The organism is Niveibacterium sp., from assembly GCF_041909475.1.
GTDB lineage: Bacteria > Pseudomonadota > Gammaproteobacteria > Burkholderiales > Rhodocyclaceae > Niveibacterium.
On record NZ_JAYRDJ010000007.1, the window covers coordinates 21,758 to 33,076 of the forward strand.

9 protein-coding genes are annotated in these 11,319 nt (G+C 64.8%); 1 reads left to right on the top strand and 8 read right to left on the bottom strand.

Features of this window, described 5'->3' with window-relative positions; translation table 11 throughout:
• Positions 1-190: 190 nt before the first annotated feature.
• Positions 191-472 carry a hypothetical protein gene (locus tag ACE3P0_RS07025; RefSeq protein WP_374401265.1) on the bottom strand — a complete coding sequence of 94 codons (282 nt, stop codon included), beginning with the start codon at positions 470-472 and terminating at the stop codon, positions 191-193.
• 243 nt (positions 473-715) lie between these two features.
• Between ACE3P0_RS07025 and ACE3P0_RS07030 the strand changes: the two genes are divergently transcribed.
• The gene (locus ACE3P0_RS07030) at positions 716-1,600 is read left to right on the top strand and encodes a GyrI-like domain-containing protein (protein ID WP_374401267.1); all 885 of its coding nucleotides are present in this window, start codon (positions 716-718) and stop codon (positions 1,598-1,600) included.
• 179 nt (positions 1,601-1,779) lie between these two features.
• Here the strand turns inward: ACE3P0_RS07030 and lysS are convergent, their stop codons facing one another.
• The 7 genes from lysS to prfB form a co-directional block, all read right to left on the bottom strand.
• Positions 1,780-3,285, bottom strand: a complete 1,506-nt coding sequence (gene lysS, locus ACE3P0_RS07035; RefSeq protein ID WP_374401269.1) for a lysine--tRNA ligase — start codon at positions 3,283-3,285, stop codon at positions 1,780-1,782.
• A 167-nt stretch (positions 3,286-3,452) separates the two neighbouring features.
• Positions 3,453-4,556, bottom strand: coding sequence for a GGDEF domain-containing protein (locus tag ACE3P0_RS07040; RefSeq protein WP_374401271.1), 1,104 nt, complete (start codon positions 4,554-4,556; stop codon positions 3,453-3,455).
• 58 nt (positions 4,557-4,614) lie between these two features.
• A complete protein-coding gene (locus tag ACE3P0_RS07045; protein ID WP_374401273.1) occupies positions 4,615-7,404 on the bottom strand; it encodes an AAA family ATPase in 2,790 nt (929 codons plus the stop codon).
• Between the two features lie 6 nt (positions 7,405-7,410).
• Positions 7,411-8,154, bottom strand: coding sequence for a hypothetical protein (locus tag ACE3P0_RS07050; RefSeq protein ID WP_374401275.1), 744 nt, complete (start codon positions 8,152-8,154; stop codon positions 7,411-7,413).
• A gap of 6 nt (positions 8,155-8,160) precedes the next feature.
• Positions 8,161-8,766: a DUF1294 domain-containing protein gene (locus tag ACE3P0_RS07055; RefSeq protein WP_374401276.1), complete on the bottom strand. Its 606-nt coding sequence runs from the start codon at positions 8,764-8,766 to the stop codon at positions 8,161-8,163.
• 12 nt (positions 8,767-8,778) lie between these two features.
• Positions 8,779-10,146, bottom strand: a complete 1,368-nt coding sequence (locus ACE3P0_RS07060; RefSeq protein ID WP_371814721.1) for a hypothetical protein — start codon at positions 10,144-10,146, stop codon at positions 8,779-8,781.
• Positions 10,147-10,183: 37 nt separating this feature from the next.
• A protein-coding gene (gene prfB, locus ACE3P0_RS07065) for a peptide chain release factor 2 (protein ID WP_374401279.1) occupies positions 10,184-11,288 on the bottom strand; the annotation gives its coding sequence in 2 pieces (ribosomal slippage) (positions 10,184-11,206 and positions 11,208-11,288; 1,104 coding nt in all).
• Positions 11,289-11,319 lie beyond the last annotated feature (31 nt).

Here is an 11,319-nt window from a genome sequence, read left to right on the forward strand (position 1 = left end):
CTTGGCGCAAGGGCTCAACCCCGGTCTGGAGAGATGCCGCCTGTGCGCCCGCTACGGTTTGCACCTTAGGGTGATTCTATCCGCGTTCGACGATTTTGCGGCTCTTGCACCGCCGCCACCGGACGGGCGGTTCGTCGTGCACGGTCACGGGCATGCCGAGGCGCACCGCGCTTTGGGGGGGCCGCGGCGCTTAAACACAGACACCACGGCGACGCGCGGCAATCATGCCGCGAACCTGCTCGGCACTGATTTCGCGCGCAATCTGCTCCACCGCAGTTTCGGGCGATGTGTGCTGCAACACCCAAGCAGTCTTGCCGCTATCAATCAGCTTCAGCGCCAGCGAAGAATAGGCTTCGATTAAGCGCGCCACTTCGCACGCGATCGGGTTGTCGCCATCGGGTGTGGCAAGCGCTGCTTCGACTTCCGAGCGCGACAGGGCGGAGAAATTCGGGTCCGGTCTGAGCTGGTTCATGGGCGGGGGCTCCATCCGTCGATTCAAGCTTGGCAATCTAATGCGCGAAACTTACGGATGCGCCACGGCGACTGTGAAGTGATGTCAAATCACCGCACGCGCTTGCAGACCAAACGAAGCGCGTGGCCTGCGCGTCGCGATGTACGCGATGAACACTTCTGGGCATGCTCAAAGCGAGCAATCACGGACACACATCGCCCGCCCCGCGCCCCTAGACTGGCGCCTCGCTCAGACCAGACCAACATGCGCAGACCTGTTGAACTCTCGTATCGCCGCCGCATCAACCTGGTCATCGCCCATGTTGGCCGGCACCTCGATCATTCGCTCGACGGCAGTGAACTCGCGGGCGTGGCTTCAATGTCGCGTTTTCATTTCCACCGCGTGTTTGCGGCGATGACCGGGCTTACGCCTGCCGAATATGTGTTCCTCGCCCGCATGTCGCGCACCATCGAGCGTCTGCGTAGCAGCCGCGATAGCGTTACGCGAATCGCGCTCGACATCGGTTTCGAAAGCGGCCCCGCGCTTGCAAAGGCGCTACGCCGGCATTTCGGCATGAACGCCAGCGAGATCCGCGAGTCGCCGGTGGACCCCAGGCTTGGCATGGTCGGTGAGCACACCTATTCGCGTCGAAGAAAGGACTTGACCATGCTTACCCCCGAGATTACCTCGCTGCCTGAACAACGCGTGCTGTGTGCCACTGAGCGGGGGCGCGTCAACAACGGTATGGGTGTTGCTGCGCGGCGCGCATTCGGCCGGTTGCAGGCGGGCGCAGCAGCCATGGCGGTGATGCCACAGGTTCAACGTGCGATCGCCATGGCGCCGGATTGCCCGCGAGGCCCCGACGACCCCGATCAGCGCTTCATTGCCGGCTACGTGATGGACGGCGAGTTGCCGGCACTGGCGGACGGCCTGCATCTCGAAACGCTGCCGGCTGGGCGTTGGGCGGTATTCCGCCACCTCGGCCCCTACACCACCTTGTGGCAGGCGTGGACCAGCGTTTATCGCGACTGGGTACCGCGCGCAGGTCACGCGTTGCGCGACGCCATGCCGTGCGAGCACTTCGTCAACGATCCGCGTGAAGTTGCGCCAGAACAAGTCATCACCGACCTCTACATTCCGATCGAGTGACGGCGCTCAGTGTGGCGCAGCGCGGACTGTTGCCAGGGATGTCTGCATTGCTTTCTTAGGTGACATCGATGCTGCTCGGCTAGCCAGAGGGTCTGGCTGTTCCCTGCGCAGGACACAAAAAAAACCGCACGGCTTTCGCGTGCGGTTTCTGTTTCACGCCGAAGCGGCGGGCGCGTCGATTACTCGGGTCGCATTTGCGGGAACAGGATCACGTCGCGGATGGCGGGGCTGTCGGTCAGCAGCATGACGAGGCGGTCGATGCCGATGCCGCATCCGCCGGTGGGCGGTAGGCCGAATTCGAGTGCGCGGACGTAGTCGGCGTCGTAGTACATCGCCTCGTCGTCGCCGGCTTCCTTGGCCTTGACCTGCTCCAGGAAACGCTCGGCCTGGTCTTCCGGATCGTTGAGCTCCGAGAAACCGTTGGCGATTTCGCGGCCGACGATGAATAGTTCGAAACGCTCGGTGATTTCCGGGCGGGTGTCGGACTTGCGGGCCAGCGGGCTGATCTCGGTCGGGTAGTCGACGATGAAGGTCGGTTCCCACAGTTCCGCTTCGGTGTTCTCTTCGAACATCAAGAGTTGCAGGGTGCCGAGGCCGGCGTCGCCCTTCACATCGACCTTCATGGCGGTCAGCTTCTCGCGCAGCCAGGCGGCGTCGTTGAGCTGGGCCATCGTGAATCCTGGGTGGTACTTGTGGATCGCCTCGGCCATCGTCAGGCGATGGAACGGCTTGGAGAGATCCAGCTCGCGCCCTTGGTACTGGAACACTTCGGTACCCAGCGCTTCACGCGCGGCGTGGCGCAGCAGGCCTTCGGTGAAGTTCATCAGCAGCGTGTAGTCCGCGTACGCCTCGTAGAACTCCATCATCGTGAACTCGGGGTTGTGCCGCGTGGACGTCCCCTCGTTACGGAAGTTGCGGTTGATTTCGAAGACCTTCTCGAAGCCACCGACCACCAGACGCTTCAGGTACAGCTCCGGCGCGATGCGCAGGAAGAGCTCCATATCCAGCGTGTTGTGATGCGTCACGAAGGGCTTGGCAGAGGCGCCGCCGGGGATCGGGTGCATCATCGGCGTCTCGACTTCGAGGAAGCCGTGGCCGTTCATGTAGTTGCGGATCGACTGCACCAGGCGGCTGCGCGCGACGAAGGTGTAGCGCGATTCTTCCGAGGTGATCAGATCGAGGTAGCGCTGACGGTACTTGGTCTCGACGTCGGTCAGGCCCTTGTGCTTTTCCGGCAGCGGGCGCAGACACTTCGAGAGCAGGCGGATCTCGTTGGCCTTGACCGACAGCTCACCGGTCTTGGTCTTGAACAGGGTGCCGACGCAACCAACGATGTCGCCCAAGTCCCAGGTCTTGAAGTCGGCATACACGTCTTCGCCGACGGCGTCGCGCGTGACATACAGCTGGATGCGGCCGGAGAGATCCTGGATCGTGATGAACGAAGCCTTGCCCATGACGCGCTTGAGCATCACGCGGCCGGCGACCTTTACTTCGACCGGGGTCGCTTCCAGCGTTTCGTTGTCCTTGTCGCCATACAGCTCGTCGAGCTTGCCGGCGGTGTTCTCACGGCGGAAGTCGTTCGGATAGGATTTGCCGGATTCCCGCCATTTCGCGAGCTTTGCGCGACGCTCGGCAATGATGTGGTTCTCGTCCTGAGGGACTTGGGATTCGTTGTTTTCGGACATGGCGGAAGCTCAAGGCAGGGCACGCGGCGACCGGCGAAGGCCGGACGTCCGGGGCACGGGCGCCCCGCGGGTGCAAAGGGCGTAATTTTGACATATTCGGCGCCCCCTGTGGCTTTGACAGGGCTCAGGCGCGATAAGGGCTGCCTGTAACGCCGCCCTGGCGCGCGTCAGTCGAACAGCGCGTCGATATCGGCCTGCAAGTCCGTGTTGTCAGCCTGCTTCGGGCCTTCGAGCAAGCCGCGCGCGACCAGATCCTCGTAGCAGTTCACTTGGTTGCGGCCGTTTTCCTTCGAGAAGTACAGGGCCTCGTCGGCGTGGCCGAGCATTTCGGCCGGCGGTAGCGTCGGGTCGATGCGGGTGATGCCGGCCGATGCGGTGACCTGACCGACTTGCGGGAATTCGTGGGTTTCCACCGCGATGCGGAAGCGTTCGAAGATCGCGCGGGCATCCGCTTCGCTGACGTTGCGCAGCAGCACGACGAACTCTTCGCCACCAAAGCGGAACAGCTTGTCGCGCTGGCGGAACGAGTGTTTCATGACTTCGGCAACGCGCAGCAGCACTTCGTCGCCGAACAGGTGGCCGAAGGTGTCGTTGATGCGCTTGAACTTGTCGATATCGATCACGCCCATCCACGAGGGCCGGGCCGCGAGGTCGTCCTGCTGCCGGCGCTCGGGGTCGGTCTGCTGGGCGCGGCCGACGCTAGCGATGAAGCGGTCGAAGTTCTCGTCGAAAGTCTTGCGGTTGAGGAGCTTCGTCAGCGTGTCGAGTTCTGCGTAGTCGAGCAGATCGAGCTGGTTCTGATAGAAGTGCGCAACATGCAGGAAGGCGTCGCGGACGCGCGCTTCGGGCGCTACATCGCAACGTGCGACGAGCAGGGCGTGTGGGTTGCCCGCGTCCCCCATCGCCAGTGCCAGCCGGTAGATGCCATCCGTGTTGCTTTCGGCTACGCCATCGCTGGAGCGAATTGCGCCGTCGAGGAAGGCATCTTCATGAAGCGCGACCGGCGGATGATCTTCATCCTCATTCGCGACCTGCTCATGGTCGGGCCGCGCGACGGCAACGATTGCGCCGACCGGGCCTTTCGGCGACGCGCTGACGGCGTAGAGCGTGACTTCCGAGGCGCCGAGCACATCGCGCATCGCGGTCACGAGGCGCAAGGTCATCTGCTCGCGATCGCGGCTCGACGACATCGCGCGTACCTGACCGAGCAGCTTGAACATGCTCTGGTCCGGTGCTCCGGCAAGACTGGCAAGACCCTTTTTTTCGCTCATGTCAGCACAGGCTGTGTGGGTTAGTCGCTTAACGGCAGGTGCTGCAAGGGCTTGAGGGCTAGATTTCGCGTCTCAGCACGCCAATCGGCGGTGCCCAGTCCTCGCCACCCTTCTTTTTCCGCGTTACCAGCGTGAGCTGGGCCGGTTGGAAAACGTTGGCATTATGCGTCACTGGCGTCGTAATCAGGTATTGGGCCCGTGTTGCGCGCAAGAACGCACCGACCCGGTCGATGTTCGCGACGTCCAGGTGCGCGAAGGGTTCGTCGATGAAGACGAAGCCACCGGGACGAGCGTCGTCCATCAGCAGGCCGACCAGCAGGATCAGCGATTTCATCACCTGCTGGCCGCCGGAAGCTTCGCCGTCGTTGAGCGTCTGCACGCCCTTCTGGTCGAAGTCGAAGGCCACTTCGAGCCCGGCAGACGACAGCGTGGCGTCTTCGTTTTCCAGCAGCGGGGTGGGGCATTCGACGTGGATGCCGGCAAGATCACCCAGCGCACGGAGGTTCTTGGCGTACTGCCGCACCGTTGCACGCAGCTTCGCGATGTAGGCGGCGCGCGCCTCATCCACCAGGATGCGGGTGCGTTCGCAGTAGCCGCTGCGCTCGCGGTAGTCGCGTTCGCGTGCATCGAGTTCGAGCTTGAGCTTGTCGCGCACGATCAGTACCTGATCGTCGGTCGCCCAGTCACCTTCGTTGAGCCGGCGCTTCAGGCGTGCCAGTTCGTTGCGCGCGCCAGCAAGGCCGTTGAACTGCTCGGCCAGCCCGGCCAGCGTTTCGGGCGCCAGCCAGTGGCGCGGCATGCCGCGGCGCTTGCCGCGCAGGCGCATCAGGCGCGCCGCCTGTTCGAGTCGTTGCGGCTTGTCGTCGGCGTTGAGGCGCACGAGCGCCTCGCGGGCAACGCGCAGTTCATCCTTGCGACGGTTGGCTTCGATGTCGATGCCGCGCAGGCTTTCTTCGCGGCGGGTAACTTCGGCGCGGGCTGCTTCGCGTTGCGCTTCGGCCGTCTGCTGGGCGGCTCGCGCAATCGTCTGCTCCTGCGCAGCGGCTTCGAATTCGGATGCTCTTGCGAGCATCAGCTCCGCGGCTTGCAGGCCGAGCAGCTTTTCGCGGCACGCGCGCAGGCGGGCATCGGCTTCGTCCTGCTGCTTCTGTGCAGCCTGCAGGCGGGCGTCCAGGTCGCGGACTTCGGCATTCAGTGCATCGACCCGCGCGGTGCGGGCGAGGGCGCCGAACCAGAACTCGTGCGGCACGCCCAAGTGCCGGGCGCCGCGGCGCTCGCGGTGGTAGCCGTCGCGGGTGATCCAGTCCTGATCCTTCGGCAGGCGCTTGGCAGCGTCGGCGTTCTCGACCCGCTGAATGCGGTTGAGCAAGTCGGCCAGCCAGCGTGGCGGGTCGCCGGCAAAGCGCACCACTTCCAGCAGGCTGCCGGGCATTGCCCCCGGGCAGGGCGAGCGGTCGGCGACGAGGAAGTGACGGAAGCGCTCCTGCTCGCCGAGCGACCAGGCCGCATGGCGGTCGTTCTCGTCTTCGAGCAGCAGCAACGAACGGTAGGGTCGCAGGATCGCCTCGACGGCACCTTGCCAGGCCGGGTCGGTGACCTCGGTGAGTTCGGCCAAGGCGAAGTGTTCGATACCTTTGTCGTTGAGCAGGCTGCGGAAGCGGCGCACGTCCGCTTCCTGCGGTGGGCCGGCCTTGTCGCGCGCTTGCCGCAACTGCTCGGTCACTTCCTCAAAGCGCGCCTTGAGCGAGCGGACTTCGCTGCGTGCGGCGTCGGCAGCGGCAAATGCGGCGGAGGCTTCCTCTTCACTGGCGAGGGCATCGGCGCCGTGTTCGCGGCTGACACGCTCGCGCAGCGCGTCGCGCTCGGCGAGCAGGCGGTCGATGTCGCGTAGGCGGTCGCGTGCGGTCAGCCACAACGCGTCCTGTTCAGCCAGCAGCGCCTTGGCGTTGGCCAGCGCTTCGCGCGCTTGGGCGCGTTCGCTGTCGAGTTCCGCGAGCCGGGCATTGGCGCTGGCAACGACGGCGGTGCGCTCACGCGTATCGACGCGCGCGCCGCGCAGCTTGCCGCGTGCTTCGGCGATTTCGCGCGTGAGGTCGGCCACTTCGAGTCGCGGAATGATCTCCGCTTCCAGCGCCTGGGTTTCGCGCGTGAGGTCGCGCCACTCCATGTAACGGTCCGCTTCAAGGCGTTTGGCCTCGGCCTGGGCGCGGAGCTTTTCCAGATCCAGCGCGAGCGACTCGAGTTCGCGCAGCGCGGTGTGCTGCTCGGTGCGCGCGGTCTGGTAGTTGTCCAGCACTTCCTTGTCGCCGAACACGTCGAAGACCAGGTCGAGCAGGGCGCGCGGCGAGTATTCGCACAGTTTGTCAGTGTCGCCTTGCTCGAGCGCGAGCACCTTCGCGATGGCGGGGGTCAGGCCGGCGTAGGCGAGCCGAGTCTGGTAGTCGCGCAGGCCCGCCCATTGCGCGCGTTCGTCGAGTTCCTCGATCGCGACGATGCCGTCCTCGATTGTGTACTCGCGCGTCCAGTCGCCGCCGGCGCGTTTGATGCGGCAGGCGAGCGTGACGTCGTCCTTGAGGCAGGGGAAGAATGGGCGCTTGCCGGTCGGCCCCGGCCGGTTGGCGACGGTCGCGCGGATCCACGCCACACCGGCGTTGGCGCGACGCACATAGCGGCGGAACTCGCGTTTGCCGGAGCAGCGCAGCGCGAACAGCGTGCGCAGCGCGTCGAGCAGCGTGGTCTTGCCGGAGCCGTTGGGGCCGACGATGGTGATGATCTGGGCATCCAGCGGCACCGTGAAGCGGCGCCAGAAGTCCCAGTGGACCAGTTCGATTTCGCGGATGTGGAACATGCGGGATCAGGCGTCCGTGGAATCGGTGTTGGGGGCGGCGGGGGTGCTGGGCGAGACGGTAGCCGGCGCGAAGTCGGCCTCTTCTTCGTCTTCTTCCATGTCCTCGGTCTGCGGCAGTGCATGGCCGGCAGCGGCCAGCACATCGGCCAGCGTGCCGTTGACGATTCGGTCGGCCAGCACGCGGTAGTCGAGCAGCACGTCGAGCAGCGGGCCTTCGTGGATCATGCCGCCGCGGCGCTCGATGAAGCCCAGGCGCGCGAGCTTGCCGAGAGCGAAGTTGCGCACCTTGGTTTTGCCTCCGAGCTGGCTGCCAAAGTCGGCCAGCAGCGAAGCTTCGGAAATCGCGCCGGAGACTTCCTCGCCGTGAGTGATCGGTTTGTCCTGGCCGAACATGTCGTTCTGGCCGTCGTCGTCGCGCTCGCGGCGGCCGAGCTGGCGCTCCCGCTTGGGCAGGATGATCAGCGCCCAGATCACGATCAGCAGCGCGATCTCGTCGCGTGTCAGGCCCATTGTGCTGGCCTGGTAATCGCGCCCGCCGAATACGGCGTCGAGCATGTCTTCCTGCAAGCCGACCGCGACATGCGCCGCGAACGGGTTGTCGAGCAGCACGAGGCCAACTTGCGCGAGGCGATGCTCCAGTTCATGCCGGAAGGTTTCGTCGACCAGCGCGCGCTTCACCTGCGTATCGGTTCGGGGCAGCCAGCGATGGGCCAGCAGGCGCGCGGTAAGCGTTGTGATTTCGTGTTCCATGCCGCGTCAGTGAAGTGCAGAAAGCGCTGGGTGGAGGTAAGCGACGGCCGCGATGTTCAGCGCGACGGTCACCCAGAAGCCCGCCAGGAAGGACATCTTGCGATTCTTGTGGCGGAACATGTGCTGCGCCAGCAGGCCGCCCGGCCATCCGCATGCCAGGTCCAGCAGATGCAATGTGGACTCCGGAGTCCGTCGCCCCGCGCCTGCTGCCTTGCTTTTGTCGAGGTTGTAGGCGAGTAGCGAGATCACGCTCATCACCGCATAGGCGGCGCCGAGCAGCATCATGTCGCTCAACTGCCAGGCCACCAGCGGCACGGTCAGCGCAACCAGGCCTGCCAACCAAGGGAATGTCGGTGTTCCGCGGCCGCCGCGCGGCTGGCGCGACAGGTTGTCGGCAGAACCCATCCACGCGGGCGCCTTGACCGAGGTCGCACGTGCGCGCCCTTTGGCATCGACCCCGGCGATGTAGATCACCGCCAGCCCTGTTTGCGGGCGCCGTGTCCGCGGCTCGAACGCTTTGATGTGAAAGAAAAGCGCTTCGCCGCTGGTGTCGGGCGCAATGAGCCCCCAACCCTTGTCGTCATGCCATTGGGTGATCGTGCCTTGGCGCATCGGTAGGCCTGCTTAGCTGTCGCGGCGGCGGACTACGCCTGCCGACATGGTGGCGACTTCGTCCTGATGCACCGGGATCTGGTGATCCTCAAGAACGAGTTCGTAGGGGAGTTGCGTGAGGTCGGCAACCGGGCCTTCGGCCTGGGCTTCCACACCACCCAACAGAGACAGCAGTGAAAGGCGGTAGCTCGCCGGCGCGAACCCGCCACCCAGCACCAGCCGCTGCGCGGGCGCTGTCTCGGCGACGTTGATCAGCCGGTCGGTGAGCTTCCACAGCAGCGACAGGTCTTCCGATTCGGGCGCGAGGTTCTGGTCGACCGTCTGCGGTGTCGGCAGGCTGTTGTCCGCTTCCATGCGTTGCACGTCTTCGGACAGCGCGCTTTCGGCACGGTCCAGCAACTCATGACCGCCGGCGACAAACTGTGTCTGCGGTGCGGCACCGAGGGCGTTGTTTGCCAGTGCGGCGATTTCGGCGGTCGACTTGCCGCGCAGCCAGACCATCACGTCCGATGAGGACACGCCCGATTCGCCCAAGGTGACGCGTTGCGATTCGATCTTGTTGAGCGCGCGCTGGAAGGCGGCATCAACCCGCGCAAGCTTGCTCTGTGCGAGGCCGATCGCATGGGCGACGCGGCCGATCTCGGGCGTGACCTCTTCGACATCAAGCAGGGAACGCAGGATGCCGGTGCCCTTGTCGAGCCAGCGCATATTGGCCGAGAGGCGGCTGCGGGCTTCGACGATGCGGAATTCGGAACCGGAGGCGATCGCTTCCTCGAAGGACTCGCTCAGCGCATTGAGCTTGGCGAGCAGGTGTTGCAGCACTTCGGGCGTGACCGTGCCCGTTACCTGCATGCCGGCGAGCTGGGTGGTCAGGAAGCCCAGTTCGGCGTCTTCGTCCTCGCCGAAGCGCAGTAGCACGGACACTGCCGCCATTGCGTTGCGGCCGGCATCAGTGAGCTGGTACTGGCGGTCTTCGCCGAACACCATCAGGCCGTTTTCGCGCAAGCGCGCGAGCACGGTTTCGAGCTTGATCGGATCGAGGTAGGCGAAGTGGCGGCGCAGTTCGTCCGGGCCCCAGCGCGGGGTCTCGGCGCGGCCGCCCATCTCGCGCAGCACGTGCAGGCGGATGAAGACTTCTTCCTCGCCACCGCGGAACAGCGTGATGAAGGCGGCGATCAGTGACTGCGCGCGGGCCAGCGACCACAGCGCTGGCACATCGTCGAGCGTGACGCCGGCAGCGAGAAAGTCATCCAGCGCACCGCCATCCACCGCGGCCTGCCATGAATCGGTCTGCGCCATGGTGGCGTGACGGCGCGTGCCGCCAGCGTCAGTGGCGGTCTTGCGCGGCTGCGCCGGGTCGTGGATGTGTGCGTCTTGCATGCAGGGCGGGGCGGGCAGTACAGCCGCCCCGGTCTCCTTAGACGCCTTGCTTGAGGCTGGCCTGGATGAAGCCTTCCAGGTCGCCATCGAGCACAGCCTGCGTGTTACCGACTTCGTAGTTGGTACGCAGATCCTTGATACGCGACTGGTCGAGCACGTAGGAGCGGATCTGGTGGCCCCAGCCGATGTCGGACTTGGTGTCTTCCAGCTTCTGCTGCTCGCTCTGGCGCTTGCGCAGCTCGGCTTCGTAGAGGCGCGCGCGCAGCATTTGCCAGGCTTCGTCGCGGTTGCGGTGCTGCGAACGGTCGTTCTGGCACTGCACAACGATGCCGCTGGGGATGTGCGTCAGGCGCACCGCGGAGTCGGTCTTGTTGATGTGCTGACCACCCGCGCCCGAGGCACGGTAGGTGTCGGTGCGCACGTCGGCCGGGTTGATCTCGATCTCGATCGAATCGTCGACTTCCGGGAACACGAACACCGAGCAGAAGCTCGTATGGCGCCGCGCGTTGGAGTCGAACGGGCTCTTGCGCACCAGGCGGTGGATGCCGGTTTCGGTGCGCAGGTAACCGTAGGCGTATTCACCCGAGACCTTGATCGTCGCGCTCTTGATGCCAGCGACTTCGCCTTCGGATTCTTCCAGCAGCTCAACGGTGAAGCCCTTGCGCTCGCAGTAGCGCAGGTACATGCGTTCGAGCATGCCAGCCCAGTCCTGCGCCTCGGTGCCGCCGGCGCCAGACTGGATCTCGATGAAGCAGGGGCGCGGGTCCATCGGGTTGTTGAACATGCGTCGGAATTCGAGGCCGACGACGACCTCTTCAACGCTGCTCACGTCCGCATCGACCGCTTCAACCGTGTCCCAGTCCTCTTCGGCCTGGCCCATGTCGAACAACTCGCGGCAATCGGTGATGCGCGCGACGATGTCGTCCAGCGTCAGCACAACCCCTTCGAGTGACTTCTTTTCCTTGCCTAGTTCCTGGGCCCGCGCAGCGTCATTCCAGACGTTGGGGTCTTCCAGTTCGCGATTGACTTCTTCGAGACGGCGATGCTTCGTCTCGTAGTCAAAGATACCCCCGTAGGGCGTGCTCGCGGGTCTTCAGATCCTCGAGCTTGTTGGCAATCGCGTTGATGCGTTCTGCGTCCATATCAGCCTCCGATAAACCGATTCGAGGAGGC

Coding starts and splice junctions, on each gene's coding strand:
- lysS (WP_374401269.1), bottom strand. CDS start 3,285: ATGTCCGAAAACAACGAATCCCAAGTCCCTCAGGACGAGAACCACATC.
- ACE3P0_RS07050 (WP_374401275.1), bottom strand. CDS start 8,154: ATGGAACACGAAATCACAACGCTTACCGCGCGCCTGCTGGCCCATCGC.
- ACE3P0_RS07030 (WP_374401267.1), top strand. CDS start 716: ATGCGCAGACCTGTTGAACTCTCGTATCGCCGCCGCATCAACCTGGTC.
- ACE3P0_RS07045 (WP_374401273.1), bottom strand. CDS start 7,404: ATGTTCCACATCCGCGAAATCGAACTGGTCCACTGGGACTTCTGGCGC.
- ACE3P0_RS07060 (WP_371814721.1), bottom strand. CDS start 10,146: ATGCAAGACGCACACATCCACGACCCGGCGCAGCCGCGCAAGACCGCC.
- ACE3P0_RS07040 (WP_374401271.1), bottom strand. CDS start 4,556: ATGAGCGAAAAAAAGGGTCTTGCCAGTCTTGCCGGAGCACCGGACCAG.
- ACE3P0_RS07055 (WP_374401276.1), bottom strand. CDS start 8,766: ATGCGCCAAGGCACGATCACCCAATGGCATGACGACAAGGGTTGGGGG.
- ACE3P0_RS07025 (WP_374401265.1), bottom strand. CDS start 472: ATGAACCAGCTCAGACCGGACCCGAATTTCTCCGCCCTGTCGCGCTCG.